Origin of the sequence: Pseudoalteromonas prydzensis (genome assembly GCF_011050055.1) — a bacterium.
GTDB lineage: Bacteria > Pseudomonadota > Gammaproteobacteria > Enterobacterales > Alteromonadaceae > Pseudoalteromonas > Pseudoalteromonas prydzensis_A.
On sequence record NZ_DRGM01000167.1, the window covers coordinates 12097 to 34474 of the forward strand.

Annotated in this window: 18 protein-coding genes; 10 read left to right on the top strand and 8 right to left on the bottom strand. The window is 41.7% G+C overall.

The genetic code is table 11. The features are described 5' to 3' along the window. Window positions 1-568 precede the first annotated feature (568 nt). On the bottom strand, window positions 569-3370 hold the full coding sequence (locus ENH88_RS15805; RefSeq protein ID WP_304183636.1) for a TonB-dependent receptor: 2802 nt from the start codon (window positions 3368-3370) through the stop codon (window positions 569-571). 398 nt (window positions 3371-3768) lie between these two features. On the opposite strand from ENH88_RS15805, the gene ENH88_RS15810 reads away from it, so the two are divergent. Further along, a complete protein-coding gene (locus tag ENH88_RS15810) occupies window positions 3769-4509 on the top strand; it encodes a copper homeostasis protein CutC (protein ID WP_304183637.1) in 741 nt (246 codons plus the stop codon). Continuing rightward, complete coding sequence (locus ENH88_RS15815) at window positions 4502-5377, top strand: BadF/BadG/BcrA/BcrD ATPase family protein (RefSeq protein ID WP_304183638.1); 876 nt, start codon at window positions 4502-4504, stop codon at window positions 5375-5377. Before ENH88_RS15810 ends, ENH88_RS15815 begins: the two co-directional genes overlap by 8 nt. Here the strand turns inward: ENH88_RS15815 and ENH88_RS15820 are convergent. Continuing rightward, window positions 5374-6099, bottom strand: coding sequence for an AraC family transcriptional regulator (locus ENH88_RS15820; protein ID WP_304183639.1), 726 nt, complete (start codon window positions 6097-6099; stop codon window positions 5374-5376). The genes ENH88_RS15815 and ENH88_RS15820 overlap by 4 nt on opposite strands. A 162-nt stretch (window positions 6100-6261) precedes the next feature. Here ENH88_RS15820 and ENH88_RS15825 point away from each other — a divergent pair, with 162 nt between their 5' ends. The 7 genes from ENH88_RS15825 to ENH88_RS15855 all read left to right on the top strand — a co-directional run bounded on the left by ENH88_RS15825 (window position 6262) and on the right by ENH88_RS15855 (window position 13830). Further along, window positions 6262-7437 (top strand): Gfo/Idh/MocA family protein, encoded by a 1176-nt coding sequence (locus tag ENH88_RS15825; protein ID WP_304183640.1) that lies wholly within the window; start codon window positions 6262-6264, stop codon window positions 7435-7437. Further along, the gene (locus ENH88_RS15830) at window positions 7430-8482 is read left to right on the top strand and encodes a sugar phosphate isomerase/epimerase family protein (RefSeq protein ID WP_304183641.1); all 1053 of its coding nucleotides are present in this window, start codon (window positions 7430-7432) and stop codon (window positions 8480-8482) included. Before ENH88_RS15825 ends, ENH88_RS15830 begins: the two co-directional genes overlap by 8 nt. 18 nt (window positions 8483-8500) lie before the next feature. Beyond that, window positions 8501-9718, top strand: a complete 1218-nt coding sequence (locus tag ENH88_RS15835) for an MFS transporter (protein WP_304183643.1) — start codon at window positions 8501-8503, stop codon at window positions 9716-9718. A gap of 37 nt (window positions 9719-9755) precedes the next feature. Continuing rightward, entirely contained in the window at window positions 9756-10448 is a 693-nt protein-coding gene (locus tag ENH88_RS15840) for a 3-keto-disaccharide hydrolase (protein WP_304183645.1), read from the top strand. 2 nt (window positions 10449-10450) lie between these two features. Further along, on the top strand, window positions 10451-12130 hold the full coding sequence (locus ENH88_RS15845) for a GMC family oxidoreductase (RefSeq protein WP_304183646.1): 1680 nt from the start codon (window positions 10451-10453) through the stop codon (window positions 12128-12130). After that, entirely contained in the window at window positions 12130-12882 is a 753-nt protein-coding gene (locus tag ENH88_RS15850) for a gluconate 2-dehydrogenase subunit 3 family protein (RefSeq protein WP_304183647.1), read from the top strand. The genes ENH88_RS15845 and ENH88_RS15850 overlap by 1 nt, the downstream gene beginning before the upstream one ends. 81 nt (window positions 12883-12963) lie before the next feature. Next, the gene (locus ENH88_RS15855; protein WP_304183648.1) at window positions 12964-13830 is read left to right on the top strand and encodes a sugar phosphate isomerase/epimerase family protein; all 867 of its coding nucleotides are present in this window, start codon (window positions 12964-12966) and stop codon (window positions 13828-13830) included. Between the two features lie 50 nt (window positions 13831-13880). Here the strand turns inward: ENH88_RS15855 and rnd are convergent, their stop codons facing one another. The 3 genes from rnd to ENH88_RS15870 all read right to left on the bottom strand — a co-directional run bounded on the left by rnd (window position 13881) and on the right by ENH88_RS15870 (window position 17687). Then, on the bottom strand, window positions 13881-15011 hold the full coding sequence (rnd, locus tag ENH88_RS15860; RefSeq protein ID WP_304183650.1) for a ribonuclease D: 1131 nt from the start codon (window positions 15009-15011) through the stop codon (window positions 13881-13883). A 50-nt stretch (window positions 15012-15061) separates the two neighbouring features. After that, window positions 15062-16714 (bottom strand): long-chain-fatty-acid--CoA ligase FadD, encoded by a 1653-nt coding sequence (gene fadD / locus ENH88_RS15865; RefSeq protein ID WP_304183652.1) that lies wholly within the window; start codon window positions 16712-16714, stop codon window positions 15062-15064. Window positions 16715-16835: 121 nt separating this feature from the next. Beyond that, complete coding sequence (locus tag ENH88_RS15870; RefSeq protein ID WP_304183863.1) at window positions 16836-17687, bottom strand: alpha/beta fold hydrolase; 852 nt, start codon at window positions 17685-17687, stop codon at window positions 16836-16838. A 100-nt stretch (window positions 17688-17787) separates the two neighbouring features. On the opposite strand from ENH88_RS15870, the gene ENH88_RS15875 reads away from it, so the two are divergent. Beyond that, window positions 17788-19077 carry an alkaline phosphatase gene (locus tag ENH88_RS15875; protein WP_304183653.1) on the top strand — a complete coding sequence of 430 codons (1290 nt, stop codon included), beginning with the start codon at window positions 17788-17790 and terminating at the stop codon, window positions 19075-19077. Between the two features lie 309 nt (window positions 19078-19386). On the opposite strand, the gene ENH88_RS15880 is transcribed toward ENH88_RS15875, so the two are convergent. The 3 genes from ENH88_RS15880 to ENH88_RS15890 form a co-directional block, all read right to left on the bottom strand. Then, the gene (locus tag ENH88_RS15880) at window positions 19387-19716 is read right to left on the bottom strand and encodes a hypothetical protein (protein ID WP_304183655.1); all 330 of its coding nucleotides are present in this window, start codon (window positions 19714-19716) and stop codon (window positions 19387-19389) included. 75 nt (window positions 19717-19791) lie between these two features. Next, entirely contained in the window at window positions 19792-20502 is a 711-nt protein-coding gene (tsaB, locus tag ENH88_RS15885) for a tRNA (adenosine(37)-N6)-threonylcarbamoyltransferase complex dimerization subunit type 1 TsaB (protein ID WP_304183657.1), read from the bottom strand. A gap of 13 nt (window positions 20503-20515) precedes the next feature. Continuing rightward, entirely contained in the window at window positions 20516-22342 is a 1827-nt protein-coding gene (locus ENH88_RS15890; RefSeq protein ID WP_304183865.1) for an ATP-dependent DNA helicase, read from the bottom strand. Window positions 22343-22378 lie beyond the last annotated feature (36 nt).

A 22378-nucleotide genomic window follows, 5' to 3' on the forward strand; every position in this document is an offset into this window, starting at 1 on the left:
GATAATAGAAATTCGGTTGCTAGCAGGACAAAATCGGCGTTTAGCTTAAAAATAGATCCAATTAATAGTTACTTCATTTATAGTGACAAACTCAAGAAGGAGTTAAGGTGACGTTTTATTAGGATAAAAAATCGCAGAAATAAAATTTAACCATTTGAATTTAATGAATATATTTTATTTTTATATTTTAAATTTGAATGTTAAATAATTTATCGAAATTAGTCGTCTAAAGATTCTGGAATTGCACAATAGGTAAAAATTTAGCAATCTGTTTAAATTCAGATGATCATATAAATTTAGCTAATAATGTAAAAATTGTATTCAGTGCAGATGTAAGTTGAATCGAACTGTGAGGTGCAGCAATGTACCTTGTCGAAGTGAGTCAAAATTGAAACTGCAGCAACAACATTGTCCTCAAACGGCGAGTTACTTGTAATAATAAGGCCAATCGCGAAGATTAATTGCAAAGCCAACTCTCCTTGTGTTTGCTTTGAGTATCAGAAATATAAATAAAACGGGCATTCTTTTTAAAGAATGCCCTGTCAGTTTATAATCTTAATTAAGCTATTTAGAAATTATAATTAGCACCTAAATAAAACCTTCTTCCTGAATACTGATTATAGGTAAACCTATTCTCTTGTTTCCAATACCCTTCTTCGACTTCCTCAGTCAAATTAACCACAGAGGCTGTTAATGACAGTTGTTCAGTTAAATTATAAGCCGCGTTCAAGTCTAACTGGCCATAATCTTTCGTATACATGTTGTAACCTTGATGGATGCTATTAGCACGGTCATCTTTCCAGTTATATGAAGCCCTTACACTAAAATCATCATTTTCAAAATAAACGGACACATTGTATTGATGCTTTGCAGTTCCTGGGATTTCAGCATCTGTTTTTTGGCCATTTGTTGATACTTGGCTAGTACTTGTATCAGTAAATGTATAATTTGCTAATACCCCAAAACCACTGTTGAAAGAGTGTTGAAAGAATAGCTCAACCCCTTTAGATTCAGCATCTCCACCAGCAACTTTGGTGTTCATTTCAACTTCAATCGGACCGTTACAACAATCATGTTCCCGTTCAACAATTTCAACAGCAGAGATAGGCAAATTAGAAATATCTTTACTAAAGTATGTCGCTCCAAGTGCTGAACCTTCACCGTAATACCATTCAATACCAAGATCAAACTGATCTGACAGCATAGGATCTAAGCCTGTGTTAACCGATGTACCAGTACCACGGCCAGTCCAAGAATCAGGTGAGTTGATATTGACCGGAGGACCGTATGACTCAGCTTGGCTCAAATCAGAATAACTAACACGTGACATAGCACGTGCTGCTGCAAAGCGAACAACGAGATCTTCAGTCGCATCCCAAGCAAGGTTAAAACTCGGCAAAAATTCACCATCATCACTCGAACGTTCATTTGCAGTGGTATCATTATTATCTTGGCCAACCACATCGTCATAGGTCAATGTACTTAAATCGGTATTTACATAACGTACCCCTAAGTTGCCGCGAAAATCTTGCCACTCAAAGTTACTTTGTGCATACACAGACCAAATATTTTCCTCTAGCGTGTAGGTCCCACCTAACGAAGGGACAACGGTTTGCGTAAAATTATTCCGTAAATAGCTATCGAGTGCTGCAAAATCAAACGCTAAAAAGTTAAACGCTCCGGTATTCCCTGCACTGTTATCAACCACAGTGTCACTGACTAGCGATTCTGGATCAGGATGAAAATCAGGATTATGGAACCATTCACTGCCAGACAAGTAGCCACGGTAACCACCATTGTCGGCAATACCATCATCCCAGCGGAAATCGTTTTTAATACCTTTAATTTCGTGGCTACGGTATTTCGCACCGACAAAGAAAGTAGTGAAAATACCTGTATCGATATCAAATTGCAGATCAGCTTGTACATAATCTTCAGTATCTTTATTTTCTGATGAATAAGAATCAAACCAATCATAATATTGATATGCTTGTTTATCCGTGGCTAAGTCTGTGGAAACTTCATAACTGGGTTTACCATCCACTGTTGACCAGAACCAGCTATTTACAGACCCCTGACGAGCATCAATATTCGCGTAGGTTTCACGTGACGTCCCGCCTTCTGCCTCAGTATGACCTAGTTTTAAAGTGGCAGTAAATAAGTCCCCATAATATTTGGCTTCAAAATCAAATGTATCAGATTTAGACTCCCCGACTCTTTCTCTGCCTGTTAGCTGAGGTGACAATAAGCCTCTCCGAACGGCCACACCATTATTAACATCGGCATCCCCCCAGTTATTATCATTCAATAAACCATTATCTGCATTACCATAGGCAACAACGGTATCTCCGTCTAGAACAACGCCATAATATGGGTTATGGTTATCATTCCACTCTGCAAACAATACGCTCTGAGAAGATGAGTTATAATCCAGTTTTGCACCAAAATAGTTGAGATTTAAATCGAGTTTATCTGTTGGCATCCATTGAATAGCCACTTGGTAACCATCCCGAGTGCGATCTTCTGTTGAGTTACCGGTACTCATTGCACGTGGAGCCCAGACATTGTTGTAAACTTCCCCCGTCGCTTGATCGACAATCGCAGGACGCTCTGCCCCCTCCACAGTATCTGAATGGAAACGCCAGTGTGAAGCATTGTTGGTAATACTAGTTACTGTTTTATCTTGACGAGTAAATCCAGCTAACATCGCGAAGTTTTCATCTGAATTTTTCCAAGAATACAGCACATTCACTTGTGGTTTAATATCTTCAGACACATCATCATAGGTTGCTTCAAGGCTTATTGCGCCAGAATTGGCTTCCATCTCTAACGGCTTTCGAGTGTGTAATATAACAGTACCGCCGATACCACCTTCATCTATGCGAGCTTCTGCGCTTTTGTAAACTTCCACACTGCTGATCATACTTGAAGGCAACAAGGTATAATTAAAACTACGCGTTGGAACACCAGCACCGGATGAAGCAATATAATTACCGTTTAGTTGGGTCAAGGTCCAATCGGGTGAGGTACCTCGAATACTGACTCGGCTACCTTCACCACCGTCACGATCAATCAATACCCCCGACACGCGTTGTAGTGAATCAGCGACGTTCTTATCTGGAAATTTACCAATATCTTCTGCGGTGATTGCATCCACCGTTGCTGCAGAAAGGCGCTTAATTGCTAAGTTTTCCGCTGTTGAAGAACGGATCCCCCTAACTTCAATCACTTCCAAGTCACTTTGTTGTGCTGCTTGATTTGCTTGTGCATACGCACCATTACAACTTGCCATAACCGCCAACAACAATGCAGACTTATTAAATCGCCGTGTAAGGGCTGCAAATTCTCGACTCGTTTTATTATTGCTCATGCCAATTTCCTTTATTATTGTGTGTGCTTGGTTATATTTATTCACATTAAAGCCCTTCACAAAACGAATCTGTAATACTCAGATCATTTCGCAGAGGGTTAATGGCCTGTTAAAGTGCATTTCCAGAATAGGGTTCTGTTAAAGAAAGTGATAATAGAAATTCGGTTGCTAGCAGGACAAAATCGGCGTTTAGCTTAAAAATAGATCCAATTAATAGTTACCTCATTTATAGTGACAAACTCAAGAGGAAGTTAATCTGACGTTTTTTTAGTATGAAAAATACGCAGCAATAAAATTTAACCCACTGAATTTAAAGGGTGTATTTTATTATTGTAGTAACGACCTTAATATTAAATAATTTATTGAAATTAGTCGCCTTAAGATTATGGAATTACGCAATGGGTAAAAATCTAGAGATCTGTTTGAATGCAGATGATCATATAAATTTAGCTAATAATGTAAAAACTGCATTCAGTGCAGGTGCAAGTCGCATCGAGCTGTGCGGTGCAATGCATCTTGCTGGACTAAGTCCAACGGCAGATGAAATTGAAACTGCAGCAAAAGCATTGCCCTCAAACGGTGAGTTACTGGTGATGATAAGGCCGACCGCGGATCACTTTAATGTTGACGCTGCGCTACTCAAAACTATGACCAGCCAGATAACCCGCGCTGCACAATTAGGTGCCACTGGGGTTGTTTTTGGGGCAATTGCTGGCAATGAGCTTGATGTGGCAGCTACATCTACACTGGTTGAGTGCGCGAAACACTATCAGCTTGCCAGCACATTTCATCGCGCCTTCGATTGTATTGCAGATAGTCGCAATGCACTTCACATTTTAAGCGAGCTCGGGGTTGATCGTATTCTTACCAATGGCACACCCTGGACTGATAATAAAGATGTAATGCAAGGGCTTAACCAGTTGCAAAGCATCATTACTGACGCTAAAGGGCAAATCGAGATCGTGATTGGCGGTGGCGTAACCACAAACAACGCGCCTATTTTGTGGCAGCTAGGCAGCGAAAATTTAATATCATTGCATGCCTACTCAGGCGTACTTAATAGTGATGGTTTAGTGGACCCTTTATTAATTAACTCAATTTTACAAAAATCAACTCACGAGCAGACTAAACATGACTAAGCAATCTCACTTCCCTTTGTTTTTAGGTATCGATGGTGGTGGCACTAAATGCCAAGTTAGGCTTGAAAATGACCGCGGAGTGTTACTTGCACAAGCGCAAAGTGGCCCCGCAAATATTGCTACCTCAGTAACCGTTGCGCAACAATCAATCCTTGCTGCAACAATGCAAGCATTACAAAAAGCTAATTTACCAGCCAGCGCACTCAGCACAATTAATGCCTATGCGGGCCTCGCTGGTGCAGGGATCAATGGCGCAAAAAACAAAATGGCACAATGGCAGCATCCATTTGCACAATTTAATTTCTCAACTGACTTACACATTGCCTGCCAAGGTGCCCATGGCAATAACAGTGGTGCAATTATCATATTAGGCACTGGCTTTTGTGCAGGCGCGATAAAAGGTAACACTATCATTGAATTAGGTGGTCATGGTTTACTCTTAAGTGATGGTGCAAGCGGAGGTTGGATTGGTTTAACTTTATTTAGGTATGCGCTGGAAGTCTTAGACGGAATGTCACCTTCAAGTCCATTAATTAAATGCTTACTAACCGAGTTGGGTTGTGACAATAGCAGTTCACTTACTGAGCTTGCACTCAACGCAAAACCGGCCTACTTTGCAAGCTTTGCTCCTTTAGTTTTCAACATGCAGGATGATCCCGTAGCACAAACGATATTAGCTCAAGCAGCTAAATTTATTACCCGCTATATCGAACATTTAGCCCAACTTGGCTATCAAAGTATTACCTTAATGGGCGGCACCGCAAAAACAATTACACCCTGGTTATCAAGCAAAGCACAAGGTTATCTGTGTGATGCACAGTATTCGCCTGAGCAAGGGGCAATTCAATTAGCAAAAATGCACCTTTAACGCTCAATATGGGCACGCATTTGTGATGGGATTTCACCAAATAAGCGCCTGAATTGCTTGCTAAAATAGCTAGGTTCAGCAAAACCACATTGATAGGCTATTTGTGAAATCGGTAAACGCGTTTCAACCAGTAGTTTACGGGCATTTTCGAGTCGTATCTCATTAATAAATTGATTCGGGGTTTTCGCTAAATGCTTTTTAAAACGCCGCTCTAATGCACTAACAGATAAATGCGCAAGTTCAGCTAACTCTTCAACGCAGATATTTCTATGGTAGTGTTCGCGAATATAATTAACCGGACCTTCAATTGCTCTGACATGAGAAAGCGCCTTGGAGGTTTTCTGTAAATGGCGTGTGATGCCATAAGTACCAAGTATATTGCCATTATCATCACAAATCATTTTTTTAGACGTTGAAAACCAGGCTAATTCACCATTTGATGTCTGATTTAATTCCAATCTATCCGTAACAATATAGCCATTCATAACGCGTTTATCGTCATTCACATATTGAAATGCAAGGTGCTTGGAAGAAAAATCAAAATCGGTTTTAAGCAAGATATGGTCTAACACCTTGTACCCTTGATGTTCAACAAAGTGCTGATTAGCATATAAAATTCTACTTTCAGTATCTTTTACCCAAAACAAGATATCTGGTAATAAATCAAATGCAGCAATCAATTGCTTTACACCCGCTTTATCGATAATCGTTTCTACATCCATACTATAAAACTCTGTAAACCTGAATTTGTTAATAATATATAAAACGCCGATTTTATTGCATTGTCAACCGAATTTATATTAGCCCTAGTGCTAGGCATTCCCTATTATTAATAACATGATATTAACCAACTTCAGTTGTCAGTTACTGAAATGGAACTTTTAATGAATAAAACAAAGGTCCGGATGGGCATGGTCGGTGGTGCACAAGGCGCGTTTATTGGAGCGATTCATCGCATTGCAGCGCGTTTAGATGGCTTGATTGAGTTAGTCGCGGGCTCTTTTAGTTCAGATCCAACACGCAGCCAAGCAACTGCGGCAATGCTGGGGATAAATCCAACACGCTGTTATGACAGTTATCAGCAAATGTTTATTGAAGAAGCTAAGTTACCAGCAGATCAACGCATTGATTTTGTCGCAATTGTTACACCTAATCATTTGCACTTTCCCATCGCAACGCTTGCCATTGAAAGTGGTTTTCACGTTTTATCAGATAAACCAGCGACATTAAATTTACAAGAAGCGTTGTTATTAGCGCAAACCTTGCACTCAAGTGATTGCTTATATGGCTTAACACACACTTACACGGGTTACCCGATGATCAAAGAAGCGCGTCATCGTATTGCGCAAGGTGAACTTGGTGCTATTCGTAAAGTGGTTGTGGAATACAGTCAAGGTTGGCTTTCGAGCAATGAAGACGAGCAAGCTAAACAAGCAAATTGGCGTTTAGATCCGCAAAAAGCAGGTATTAGCTGCTGCATAGCCGATATCGGTGTCCATGCTGCAAACTTAGCAGAATATGTAAGTGACTTAGAAATTACGGCGTTATGCGCAGATTTAAATCACGTTGTACCAGGCAGAACCCTCGATGATGATGGCACTGTTTTACTGCGCTTTAACAGCGGTTGTAAAGGCGTATTAATGGCAAGTCAAGTTGCATTAGGGGAAGAGAATAATCTTAATCTGCGTATTTACGGCGATAAAGCCAGCATCGAATGGTCGCAAATGGAACCCAATAGTTTATGGCTAAAAAGTCATAATGCGCCAACGACGCTACTACGAGCAGGAGTCGCACTAAAAAGTAACGCTGCTCAAGACGCTTTACGGGCTCCCGCCGGTCACCCAGAAGGTTACCTTGAAGCATTTGCCAACATTTATGTCAATTTTGCTAAGCAGATCAACGCGAAAAAAGCAGGTGAGTTAGCAAGCAACGCTGACTATGACGTACCGGGTATTAAAGAAGCAATTCGTGGCATGGCATTTATTGAAAATGCAGTCGAGGCTGCAAGCCAAGACACTAAATGGCACCCATTTAAAATTGGATCAGCAAACTATGAATAAAATAAAAGGCCCGGCAATATTTTTAGCGCAGTTCATCAGTGATGAGGCCCCTTTCAACAACTTTACAAGTATTTGTCAGTGGGCTGCAAGTTTAGGCTATAAAGCAATTCAACTGCCCACTTCAAACCCAGAGTTGTTTGATTTAGAAAAAGCCGCCCAAAGCCAAGCTTACTGCGATGAGGTGACTGGTATTGCAGCACAAGCAGGGCTTACAATTTCAGAGTTATCAACGCATTTACAAGGTCAATTAGTTGCGGTACACCCAGCTTACGATGAAATGTTTGACAACTTTGCGCCCGAGCAATTACGCGGCAACCCAACAGGTAGAACCCAGTGGGCAATCGAGCAACTGATGATGGCAGCCAAAGCCAGTAAACAATTAGGGTTGAATACTCATGTCACTTTCTCAGGCGCTTTGCTTTGGCATACTTTCTACCCTTGGCCACAACGACCAGCAGGCCTCGTCGAAGCCGGATTTGCAGAGCTCGCAAAACGTTGGCTGCCAATACTCGATTACTTTGATGAAATGGGGGTGGATGTTTGTTACGAGCTTCATCCTGGTGAAGATCTCCATGATGGCATTACATTTGAGCGCTTTTTAGCCGCGACAAATAACCATCCACGGGTAAATATTCTTTATGATCCCAGTCATTTTGTACTACAGCAGCTTGATTACCTTACATTTATTGATATTTACCAGCAACGCATAAAAGCATTCCACGTCAAAGATGCTGAGTTTAATCAAAATGGTCGCAGTGGTGTCTATGGTGGCTATCAAAATTGGCAAGACCGCCCTGGTAGGTTCCGCTCATTAGGCGATGGGCAAATTGATTTCAAAAGTATCTTTAGCAAATTAACCCAATATGGGTTTGACGGTTGGGCCGTTTTAGAGTGGGAGTGCTGTATCAAACACCCTGAAGACGGCGCACGCGAAGGCGCTAAATTTATTCAAGATCATCTGATCCGCCCGACAGCTAAGGCATTCGATGACTTTACTGCGATGGCAACAAATGATGATCGCAATAAGCGGATATTAGGCATTTAATAAACAGGATCACACACAATGAATAATAACAATAATCAGCGTATTATTTTTCGGCTTTGCTGCATCGCACTCATTGTTACTTCAATGACGTTTGCAATAAGAGCCGGTATTTTAGGGCAATTAGGCGAGCAGTTTGGCCTTACTGGCGCTCAGTTAGGCTGGGTTAATGCGATGGCATTTCTCGGTTTTCCAGTTGCGACTATGCTCGGTGGCATCATTTACAATGCCATTGGCGCGAAGAAACTAGTGGCATTGGCATTTGTTTGTCACTTAGCAGGACTGCTTTTAACTATTATGGCCGAAGGTTTTTGGGGACTGCTTATCTCAACCTTTTTAATCGGCTTTGCAAATGGCTCTGTGGAAGCGGGATGTAATCCGCTTATTGCCCAAATGTACCCGAAAAACACCACCACCATGTTAAACCGCTTTCATGTATGGTTCCCTGGCGGCATTGTAATTGGTGCATTGGCTTCAAACACAATGACCTCATTTGGATTTAGTTGGCAATGGCAAGTCGCGTTAATTCTAATTCCAACCATTATTTATGGCCTGATGATAGTTAAAGCGCAGTTCCCACAATTTGATGCTCAACAAAATTCAACGACCAGTAACTTAAAGCACTTACTTTCGCCTTTATATCTGTTTTTAATTATTTGCATGACCCTAACCGCAGTTACCGAGTTTGGTACTCAGCAGTGGATCGAACAAATCCTCGGCTCTTCTGGTGCCTCGCCTATGGTTATTCTCGCGCTGATCACCGGATTAATGGCGCTGGGTCGCTTCTTTGCAGGGCCTATTGTCCATCGTTTTAGCCCGTCAGGCGTACTACTAGGTTCAGCGGTGTTTTCAACCATTGGCATATTTTTAATGAGCCAAGCGCAAGGTAATGCAATTTACTTTGCCGCCGCGCTGTTCGCCATTGGTGTTACCTATTTTTGGCCGACCATGATTGGCTGTGTTGCGGAATACACGCCAAAAACCGGCGCGTTAGGAATGTCTCTGATCGGTGGCGCAGGGATGTTTGCAATGAGTTTGTGGAACCCAGTTATAGGCTACTGGATTGACAGTGCCAAGCAACAAGCTCAACAAACACATGTCTCAGCAGAGCAAATCGAAGTGGTCGCAGGACAAGCAGTTTTACAAAACCTATTGATCTTTCCAATAGTACTGATTGTGGTATTTATTGGGCTGCACCTGTTTATAACAAAACATAAAAATGTAGAAAAATACGTTTAATAGCAATACGTCACACACAAAAAATAAGGGGTACTTTATGCTTAAATCAATCTCGATGTTATCAATTGCACTGACGTTTAGCAGTACTGCATTTGCCAAAACAGCTGATAACCAGCTAAGCAAAGAAGAGCAAAAAGCAGGCTGGCAATTACTGTTTAACGGCCAAGACATGTCTCATTGGCGCAATTTTAAAAGCGATACGCTCAGCTCAAAATGGACAATTGACGACGGCGCTATGTTACTGACCCAAGGCGGTGGTGACATACTAACTAAAAAGAGCTATGTGAATTTTGACTTAAAACTTGATTGGAAAATCAGTGAAGTTGGTAATAGTGGCATTTTTGTTCTAGCCGATGAATTGGGCAAGTATATTTACTCTCACGCGCCTGAAATCCAAATTATTGATAATGAACGCCATTCAGACACCAAAATCGACTCTCATTTATCAGGGTCAATTTATGATTTGCTAACGGCGCCTACCTCAGCTCACAAACCAGCAATGCAATGGAATACTGTGCGCATCAAGATGCTAAACAACCATTTACAGGTTTGGCAAAATGGGGTTAGCACTGCCAGTATTGTTGTTGGCAGCAGTACGTGGAATACCTTGGTTAAAAACAGTAAATTTGCTACATGGTCCAACTTTGCTACCGCAAAACAAGGCCGTATTGGCCTGCAAGATCATGGCGACAAAGTTTGGTTCAAAAACATAAAAATTAAGGAGCTGTAATTATGTCAACATTTGATCATAAAGTGTTAGTTGTCGGCTCTGGTGCCGGTGGTGCAATGGCTGCGTATACCCTTACTAAGCTTGGCCACAAAGTATTATTACTCGAAGCGGGCCGTGATTACGATCCGAAAAAAGAAAGTCCGATGTTTCGCCGCAATAGTGAAGCGCCATTAATGGCAACCAGTACTAAAGATAAAAACTTTGGTTTTTATGATGCCACTGTTGATGGCGGTTGGCAGGTTCCTGATGAACCGTATACCAGTGCCAAAGGCTCTGAATTTTTATGGTGGCGTGCTCGCATGCTGGGCGGGCGTACTAACCACTGGGGTCGCTACTCACTACGTTTTAGTGAACATGACTTTAAAGGTAAAAGCCGTGACGGCCAAGGAGCTGATTGGCCATTTGTGTACGATGATATCGCCCCTTGGTACGACATTACCGAAGAGTTAGTGGGCATTTGTGGCACTAACACGGGTTTAGATGATATGCCCCCTTCACCTGAGGGCGTATTACAACCGCCTCCAAAGCCACGCGTGCCTGAATTATTGATTGCAGCTTCGGCAAAAAAACTAGGTATTGCCGCGGCTCCTATGCATCGCGCTGTATTAACACGCCCTAAAGATGATCGTATGGCCTGCTTTTACGCCACTCCATGTGGTGCGGGTTGTTCAATTGGTGCTGCTTTTCAAACCACAACATCCTTGTTACCGATGGCACAAGCTACGGGTAACTTAAAAGTGATCACTGATGCGATGGTAAAGTCAGTGTCTGTAAATGATGATGGCAAAGTAACCGGCGTGAGTTACATAGACAAACACTCAGCTCAACAACACACTATCGAAGCTGATGTGGTTATTTTAGCTGCCAGTGCCTGCGAATCGGCGCGTATTCTGCTTAATTCTAAACATAAAAAGCACCCTAAAGGTCTGGCTAATTCAAGCGGTCAAGTTGGCCGTAACCTAATGGATTCAACCGGTGCATGGCTAGGCGCACAAATTCCAGCACTTAAAGGCCGTCCGCGCTATAACGAAGATGGGCACACTGCCAATCATTTATTTATACCTTGGTGGGGCCACCAAGCCCAAGCAAAAGGAGAACTTGATTTTCCACGTGGTTATCACTTTGAAATAGGCAGTGGCTTTAATCAGCCAGGTGCGGGTGTATCCGGTGATAAGCAAGGCTATGGCCTACAACTTAAGCAACAAATACGTGATGCCTATGGCTCATATGTGGGCTTTGCACTGCGCGGTGAAATGTTGCCTAATAAAGATACCTACATGGAAATCGATGAAAACGTTAAAGATAAATGGGGTATTCCGGTGGCTAAGTTCCACTTTAAGTGGTCTGACCGAGAACTTAAGCAAATTGAGCACGGTTTAAAAACAGCGAAGCAAATCCTTGAAAACATGGGTGCCAAAGTAGGCGAACTACCGCCTGCGGAAAAAGCAATTTCAAAGGGCGGCGAAATTATTCATGAAGTGGGTACTACACGTATGGGTAGCTCCCCTACTGATTCAGTCACCAACCAATGGGGACAAACCTGGGATTGCGACAATTTATTTGTTATGGATGCCGGAGTGTTCGCTTCTAACCCTCATAAAAATTGTACCTTAACGATTATGACGCTTGCGATGCGTAATTCGACTTGGTTAGCTAAACAGATCAGTGAAGGAGTATTGTAATGAACACCAACGATCGTATGGATTCATACAAATATATTTCTGGTATGACACGCCGAGAATCACTTAAGTGGCTGGGCCTACTTGCTGCAGGTTCAACTGTCGGTTTAACCGCCGGTTGCACTAAAGTACTTGAAGATACACCAACAAGTTCGGGGCATTGGCCTGATATTGATATCGCCCCCATTACAGCAAAAGGCTATGGCACCGATCCTAACTTAGTCATTCCACCGTCGTCGCCTTGGCCGTTAACTTTAACCCAGTCGCAATTGACTTTAGTGGCTATTTTATCCGATCTATTGGTGCCAAAAGAAGGCGATATTCCCAGTGCATCTGAGCTTAATGTGCCAAGTGTTATTGATGAATGGGTCAGCGCGCCCTATCATGGCCAACAAAAAGATCGTGTTACTATTTTACATGCATTAGCGTGGATTGATGACGAATCTAAAATCCGCTTTAATAAACTTTACAGTGCCCTCAATAAAGCTGAGCAACACGCTATATTGGATGATATTGCTTATTATAATGACGACACACCAGAACAATTTCAACGTATTGCCAAAGCATTCAAGCGCTTTAAAGAATTAGTTTTGGCTGCGTTCTTTTGTACGCCTCAAGGCTGTAAAGATATCGGCTATTTGGGCAATGTGCCGATTGCGGGTGATTATCCAGGCCCTTCAACCGAAGCTAAAGCCCATTTAGAGAGTATTTTAGATGAGCTTGGCTTAAGTGAATATGCTTATAAAGATGAGTGATCGACAACCCAATGTTCGTTTTTAGTTAGCCCAGACCAAAGCAGGGATCTATTCCCTGCTTATTTTTTTAGGTGTTTTATTATGTTTAAAGCCACGTATTCATTATTAATTAATGCTATAGCAAGCATTTTAGTCATACTCGCGCTGCAGTCTTTACCTGTATCCGCCAATAGCAGTGAGCCCGCTAAAGTAAGCGTGCAATTGTGGTCGGTTAAAGATGCTTTAAAGGCTGACTTTGACGCAACCATCACAGCGCTTGCTGACATGGGCTTTCAAGGGCTCGAATTTGCAGGTGATTTTGGCCCTTATAAAAATAACCCACGGGCGCTAAAAAACAAACTCGCCAGCTTAGACTTAGTCGCTAGCAGTGCCCATATTGGCTTTGATGCATTAACTGAAACCAACTTAATGGCAACCTTATTATTTTATAAAACGCTCGGGGTCACTACTTTGTTCGTACCGTGGGATGAGCGCGCATGGGATCCTAAAGGCGTAATGTCACTGACAAAACAACTCACTGAACTTAATGAGCTTGCCCAAAAATATGAGATGCAAATTGGCTTTCATAATCATAATAAAGAGTTTGAACAATATAAAAACGCAACCTATTGGGATGCGATTGCCAGTAATACCCCCTCGAACTTGCCACTGCAACTTGATATTGGCTGGGTGCATTACGCAGGCAAAGAGCCGCTGCATTTCATAAAGAAATATGCGGGTAGAACCTATGCGACACATTTAAAAGTTCGCACCCACGAAAATGACGGCTTAAGCCCTATATTCGGCGAAAACAATTACCCGTGGCAAAAGATAATTCAGTCGCTGCTCACTGATGGCGGCACAAAGTGGTTGGTTATCGAGCAAGAAGAATACCCAACTGGCTTAACGCCTTTACAAAGCGTTGCTAAATCAAAAGCCAACTTAGATAAAATACTTCACAACATGTAATGCTGTAAGTTAGGAACTTGCTTAATGATAAACGAGTTCCTAAAATCTATTTACACATCCCACGCATTAAGCGCATCTTTTACATAAGCGTAGCGCCATGAGTTAAGCAGATCGGGTTTAGGAGACTGGGCTCGTTGCGCTGCGGTTAACTTCCAATTCCAACTTATTAGCTGGTTAATTTGCTTTTTAGACGCTAATACATCCTCAGGTATACCCTGCTCTTTCGCGACTTTAGTAATTTTTTGTTTGATCTCTTTGGCGACTTTTTTATAAGCAGGAAAGTCAATAAGGCGCTTCAACGGCTCCGGGAAATCTGAAACCGGCACTACTTTTGCCTTTTCTATACACTTTAAAATCTCCACACCAGAGCGATTAACTTCGATGCTTTCAACTTCTGGAATGTTGCGCAATGCATTTAGGCTGGTTGGTTTACGCTTCGCAATTTCAACCAAGTTATGTTCTTTTAATACAAAGTTTAGCGCTAAGTTTTTACGAATTGCTTTATTACGACGCCATGCGGCAAGCTCTCTAAGCACCGCAAGATCCGCAGGTATTAATTGCCAGGAATTTTTTATATCTTGATAAAGGTGTTCATCAGGCGTTTGATAAGCGCGCTTTTCAGCCACCAGCTCACTTTCATTGATCACAATATCAAAAAATTCAGCTTCATTTATTTGCTTAATAATAATCTCAAAACACGGCAATAAATGAAACACATCAGCCGCGGCGTAATCGAGCTGCTTAATTGTCAGTGGACGCTGTAACCAATTAGTGCGTGATTCACTCTTATCTATTTCAATATCCAGCAAGTTTTTAACCATATGTGCAAAGCCCATACAGTTGCCGTTGCCTAATAGTTGCAGTGCAAATTGAGTATCAAATAATGGCATAGGTACAAAGCCGGCATACTTTTGAAATACTTCAATATCCTCTGAGGGCGAATGTAACACTTTAAGAACATTGGGATCGCGTAAAATCTGCCAAAAATCAAACAGTGACAATTCAGCAAGGGGGTCGATTAACGCTAAATGCTCACCATCGAACACTTGAATAAGCGCCACTTCAGGATACAAAGTGCGCCGGCGCATAAATTCGGTATCAATTGCTAAGATAGGTTTGTTGCGAATTTGCTCGACAAACTCATTTAATTGATGTTGGGTTTGGATCAATTGATATTGCACTTAATCTCCTACAATAAAAAGCCGACAAATAATGTCGGCTTTTTAGCTTGCTAATCTTTCAAGGCTCGTCTGAGTATTTTGCCAACGTTTGTTTTTGGCAACTCATCCCTAAACTCAACCAGTTTAGGAACCTTGTAGTTAGTTAAATTATCACGACAGTGGTTTATTATATCTTTTTCAGTTAAGGATGGGTCTTTTTTAACAACAAAAACTTTAACTTGTTCGCCGCTAACATCATGTGGGATACCAATTGCGGCGGCTTCGAGCACACCGTCATGCATTGCGATCACTTCTTCGATTTCATTTGGGAACACATTAAAGCCAGATACGATGATCATATCCTTCTTGCGGTCAACAATATAAAAGAACCCTTCGTCGTCATAGGTGGCAATATCACCGGTTGCAAACCAACCATCTTGCAAACATTCAGCAGTTGCATCTGGGCGGTTATAATAACCAACCATTACTTGCGGGCCTTTTACCCATAATTCACCAGGCTCACCTTTGGCCGCTTCTTCGCCGTTATCTAATATCAGTTTGATATCAGTATTTGGCGCAGGTAAACCAATCGAACCATTGTATGCATCTAGATCATAAGGGCTGACAGTCACCAATGGCGAACACTCAGTTAAACCGTATCCTTCCATTAATTTGCTGTTGGTGATTTTTTGCCATTTTTCTGCAACCGGACGCTGCACGGCCATACCGCCACCCAATGACATTTTCAGACTTGAAAAATCAAGTTCAGCAAAGCCAGGGGTATTTAGTAAGCCATTGAATAATGTATTAACACCAGTAATTGCAGTAAATTTATGTTGGCTTAGTTCTTTTACAAAGCCTTTCATATCACGTGGATTAGTGATCAATAAATTTAATCCGCCATACTTCATAAACGTTAAGCAGTTAGCCGTTAGTGCAAAGATATGATAAAGCGGTAATGCTGTAACCACGACCTCTTTACCGCGCTCTAATACTTTATCTAAACAGCCTGATACTTGCTCTAAATTACCGACCATGTTGCCATGGGTTAGCATCGCGCCTTTAGAAACACCGGTTGTGCCCCCTGTGTATTGCAAAAAAGCTAAATCAGTAAGATCAATGGCAGGCTTGTTGTAGCCTGACTCGTCTGCGGCTAACGTATCGGCAAATTTAATCACATTGGGCAAGCTATACGCTGGCACCATTTTTTTGATGTATTTAACCACCAAATTAACGATATGCTTTTTCAACCCACCCATCATGTCGCCCACTTGAGTGACCACAATATGTTTAATATTAGTTTTTGGTAAGGCTTTTTCTAGCGTGTCGGCAAAGTTAGCAAGGATAAAAATCGCTGTCGATTCAGAATCATTAAGCTGATGTTCAAGCTCACGAACCGTGTAAAGTGGGTTTACGTTTACCACTACGCAGCCCGCTCGCAAAATACCTAAAATAGCTACAGGCGTTTGTAGCAAGTTGGGCATCATTACTGCTACTTTATCGCCTTTTTTTAGCCCTAATTCATTTTGCAGATAAGACGCAACCCGCTTAGTGGCGCTATCTACTTCGCGATAGGTCAGTGCTTTACCCATGTTAGTAAAAGCCGGAAGATCACTATAGTCAGCAAAACTTTTTTCGAATAAATCGAGTAACGAGTGATAGTGCTCAGGGTCGATTGTTTCAGGCATACCCTCTGGGTAGCGCTTCAGCCAAATTTTTTCCACTCTTAGCTCCTGTTCTATTTATAATTTATTTTTATTAAACCTTAAACTAAGTAAGGCAATTCCACAATTGAGCAATAACTCTAATTTTGCAAATATTCCCACATTTTGTGCAAATATACAATTAACATGCACCAGTTTGCAGCATAAATGCTTGAACTTGCTGTAAACATTCTGTCGGGCTTTGCATATGACAATGATGTCCTCCCTCGACCTTACTAACTATTAACTCTTTGTAATAAATACTGTATTTCTCAAAATTATCATTCACAAAGGCATAACCTTGACGACCTAATATTAATTGGCAAGGTACATTTATTTCGCTTATTACCGCTATACATTGTTGCTCATCAAACCTAAAACCTGAATGATTTTTAAGCTTTGGATCAGTACTTAGCAACCAACCTCGATCAGTTTTGATTATATTTCGCTCCATCAGCACTGTCACCAAATCAAATGGCAAATCGCTAACTTGCGCGCGCGCTTGGTATATTGTTTGTTTTGAGTCGTATTGTCTTGGTATTTTTTGCTTTATACGACGTCGGTTTAAAATCGCATTACGCAGTTGCTCAACAGCCCGATCGCTGGGTGTTGTGATCACACCTAGCCCTTCAATCATAGTCACTGATTGTACTTTTTCGGCAAAACAACTGGCAAACAGGCCTGCTGCCATTGCCCCCATCGAATGGCCAACCAAGTGCACTTTTTCAACCCCGAGTTTATCAATTAAATTATAAATATCATCGATATAATCAATAAAATAATAGTGGGCATCAGCACTTCGCCAATCAGACTTGCCATGCCCTGGAAAATCAATGCAATACCAGGTTGCTGATAACACACTGTTTTCTAACATAGGTAAAAAGCTATGGCAATTATCTAACCAACCGTGCAATCCAATCACAACGTCTTCACCTTGGCCAAAGGTTAGGCCATGAAGTGTTAATTCGCCACTTTGTACTGAAAATGGATGCACTTGGTAATTCCTCTTTATTTTTGGGTCGTTTAACGTAAAAGACATTTATTTATCATACAGGGGGTATACAATAACACCACATAATAAACAGGGTACAAAAATGAAAAAACACATCAGCCTCTTGGCATTATTATGCTCCGCAAGTGCATACGCAGAGCAAGCACCAAAGAACATTATTTATATGATTGGTGATGGCATGGGGCCCGCTTATACTACAGCATACCGTTATTTTAAAGATGACCCGTCAACCAAAGAAATAGAAAGCACTGTATTTGATACCATGCTTACCGGTATGGCGCATACTTACCCTGACGATCATACTTATGTGACAGACAGTGCAGCAAGTGCAACCGCACTAAGCTCAGGCCATAAAAGTTATAATGGTGCAATCGCTGTCGATACAGACAAAAAACCACTTAAAACCATGCTGGAAATCGCCAAACAACAAGGTATGATCACCGCACTCGTGGCCACCTCACAAATCAACCATGCAACCCCAGCAAGCTTTGCAGCGCACAATGAGTCTCGTCGTAACTATGATGAGATTGCTGATGATTACATTGATAATAAAATAGCAGGGAAACTACCTGTCGATCTGATGCTTGGTGGCGGCACCAAATATTATATCCGTGAAGACCGTAATTTGGTTGCAGAATTCAAACAAGCCGGCTATCAATACAGTGATGACTTTGCTGCTTTAAAAGATATAAAGCAAATTCCTGCGCTGGGTTTATTTGCGCCAGTTGGCCTTGATTTTGCGTTAGATAAAAACCCCACTCGTTTAGCACAAATGACCGATAAAGCACTTGAATTACTTGATAAAAATAAGAAAGACGGCTTTTTCGTTATGATTGAAGGTAGTCAGATTGATTGGTGTGGACATGCCAATGATATTGCCTGTGCAATGGCTGAAATGGATGACTTTGCTAAATCAATTGAGCAAGCAAAAGCCTACGTTGATAACAACCCTGATACCTTATTAGTGATCACTGCTGATCATTCTACTGGGGGGCTTACCTTAGGTGCCCATGGTCAATATAAATGGGAAGCTGAGGTTGTGAAGGGCGTTAAAGCTACTGCCGTTAAATTAACCGAACAAATGTTAGCCTCGGATGATTTAAAAGCGATTTGGACTGCTAATACAACTATTGATTACACTCCTGAAAATCAAGCTAAGCTTGAACAGGCGAAAAAACTAGGTGACAAAGCGCTTAACCTTGCCATTAAAGATATTATCAGCAACGCCAGCTTTACCGGTTGGACAACGGGTGGTCATACCGCAATTGACGTACAAGTTTTCGCGCATGGTAAAGGTGCTGAGCACTTTATCGGCTCACAAAACAATACTGATATAGCAAATAAGCTGATTGGCTTTATTAAAGAAAAGTAAGGGGTCGCCTTTAAATTGTTTTTATAACAAGCAAAAACAATTTTAAACTTATGCCTTATAAAATAAAAAGCCCTGCTATCACTATAGCAGGGCTTTTTATTTCCCCGCCAGATTATACCAATCGACTTAAATATTTAACTATTCTAGCGGGCTAAATAACGCGCTAACAGCATTAGTGATTTTTCAAGTAGAACAATTATGAGCGATGAGAGCCGCAAAGAGCTTATAATATTTGCTTAAATGGCTTTAAATTGGGTGTAAGGACAGGCTAACGAGTAAAAAGCTGATTTATTTAAGTGCGCTGCTCTATTAAGCGTATATATCAACACCAATTAAATTTTGCACCTCAGCGCGGCGCTCAAGGTTTGCAAACTCGGTATATGTAGAAATAGCGCGACTGACTTTTGCAGTAGGTTGGTCATAAATCGTTTGTCGATAGCTAGGCGGTACTGTTTCACTTTGTAGTTTATCGGCAAGCGCAATGCCTGCTTGACTCGACTTTACAAACTCAGCAGACTTTTTATTATCGGCAACAGGTTGCTCTAATAAGCCTTGAGGTTTATTAGTAGTGAGCTGTTTTGGGGTGATTTTACCGGGGATATCTCCCGTGTAAAAACCTGAACCAATAGGTATAGTCACAGTTGCGTCTCGCTATTTAGGTTATTAAATTATGTGCCATATTTAATAACCTTGCAAGTTGCTTTATTAATCAGTTTATTCGCGCCCAGGTAACTTTTTCCAGGTTACTGTATCACGTACATATTTAGGCTGAGCTTGCGCTGCACTAACCGTACGTTGCGCACTGAAATCATCGCTAATTGTAGCCAACATAAAACCGGCATCAGGTAATATGATGTCGTTATTGATAGCAATTTGTGGGTTATCTACCAGTGCCTCAGGGTATGTTTGCCAACCCGTTCCAACCGCAATACCTTGTTTATCTGCAAGCGTTAACAATGCCGGTTTTAATACCTGTTCTTCACCCTGCAAAGTCATAATGCCAATATCATTTAGCGTATAATGAGCAAAGTAAATCTCGCCCATACGCGCATCAATGGCACTAAAAACACTCGTTTCCCCGGTTTGCTGATACGCTTGTTGCGCCATCATCTGCAGCGTAGATACTCCAACCAGCGGCAGTTTGCACGCATAAGCGAGGCCCTGCGCAATCGCGACACTAATGCGTACTCCGGTAAAACTCCCGGGACCTTGGCCAAAACCAATCACATCTAAATCTGTTAATTTGCAGTTTGCTTTTGCCAGTAGTGCATCCACTAACGGTAAAATCTTTTGGCTATGTTGCTGCGGGCACTCTTCAAAATGGTGAAAGAGTTGACCATTATAATTCAGCACTAATGACAATGCTTCTGTAGAGGCATCAAACGCCAATATGTTTATTTTGCTCGCAGTTAGTTGCTTATTCATGGAAATTATTTCTCTAATTAATATGTTCTAAAAATTCGCTGGCAGCAGCCAAGCTTCGGGTACGGCGCATCGGCGGTAAGCTTTTTAAGAATACTTGGCCATATTGGCGTGTCACTAGGCGGTTATCGCAAATTACCAACACGCCCTTGTCTTTATTATCACGAATTAAACGGCCAACGCCTTGTTTTAGTGCAATAACAGCTTGAGGAAGTTGTATGTATGCAAATGGGTCATGGCCTTGTAATTGCGCATCCTGCATTTTAGCTTGTAATAATGGATCATCCGGTGCCGCAAAGGGCAATTTGTCAATAATAACACAACTTAACGCACTACCTCGAACATCAACCCCTTCCCAAAATGAAGCCGTACCAAGTAATACGGCATTACCATGGCGGGTGAATTTTTCGAGTATAATGCGTTTAGACATTTGCCCTTGCATATAAATTGGATAGTCAATTTGTGTGCTTAAACCCTCAGCCACTAAGTGCATCATCCGGTAGCTAGTAAACAATACAAAGCAGCGCCCTTTTGCCGCTTTAATTAAATCGAGTGTAAGTTTAACTATTGCATGAGGCATATTTGCCGCGTGTGTTTCTGGCAAGTAGCGCGGTAAGCATAATAATGCTTGTTGATAATAATCAAACGGGCTATCAACCATCATGCTTTTGGCAGGTTTAAGTCCAAGACTTGCGTTAAAATGATCAAGTGCGTTATCGACAGACAAGGTTGCGGAGGTAAAAACAAACCCAGCGCCGGTATCTTTCATCATTTGTGCAAATTTAACTGACACATTAAGTGGCGTAACATGCACGGTTAGATAACGGCGAGTTGTTTCATACCAATAACTGTAGCCGGTTTGGCTAATATCAAACACCCGTTCTAATTGGCCTTTGAACGCAAGGGTGCGCTCAAATGGGTGCTCAATTTTATCACTTCTATCTAAGCAATGTTTTAGCACTTGATATAAAAAATCGAGATCACTAATAACCCGATGCAATGCAGCGCAAATTTCCTTACTTGCGAGCATTTGTCGCCAATCTCCGCGACTGCCATCAAGGCCAAACTGCAAGCGTAAGTCAGCAACACTGGTTTCTAACTTATTTAAGGTTTTGCCCAATTGCAGCATATCGGGTATGTCAGCACGGTAAATGGCTCGCAGATCATTAATTAAATCCACCAGCTTTTTAGTACTGACACTTTCACCAAAATAATCGCTGGCAATTTCGCTCAGCTGATGTGCTTCATCAAAAATATAGGCGTCAGCGGTTGGAATAAGCTCTGCGAATCCAGTGTCCTTCACTGCCATATCAGCAAAAAATAAATGGTGATTAACCACCACTACATCGGCATCCATAGCTTTTAGGCGCGCTTTACGAATATAGCAATCTTGAAAATCAGGGCATTCTTTACCCAAACAATTATCAGCGGTAGAGCTTACATAAGGTAAAACTTTGGCGTCTTCTTCAATACCAATACAATCAGCTAAATCACCCGTGTGCGTTTCGCTCGCAAATTTAGCCACCATCGCTAGTTGATGCATCACGTCAGAATCATCAGTCGGTACATGGGCGACGTGCTGATTTAAGCGATAAGTACACAAGTAATTACTGCGCCCTTTTAATAAGGCGGTTTTTTTACTGGCGCTGAGTGCTTTTACTAATTGTGGTAAATCTCTATGGTACAACTGCTCTTGCAGCGCTTTTGTACCGGTAGAAATAATGGTTTTACCTTTCGACTTTAATGCAGGAGCAAGGTAGGCATAGGTTTTACCCGTACCCGTGCCCGCCTCGACCACTAACTGGGTGCGGTTTTTCAATGCCTCACTGACCGCCACCGCCATATCAATTTGCGGCTGCCGCGGAGTGTAACCCTCCAA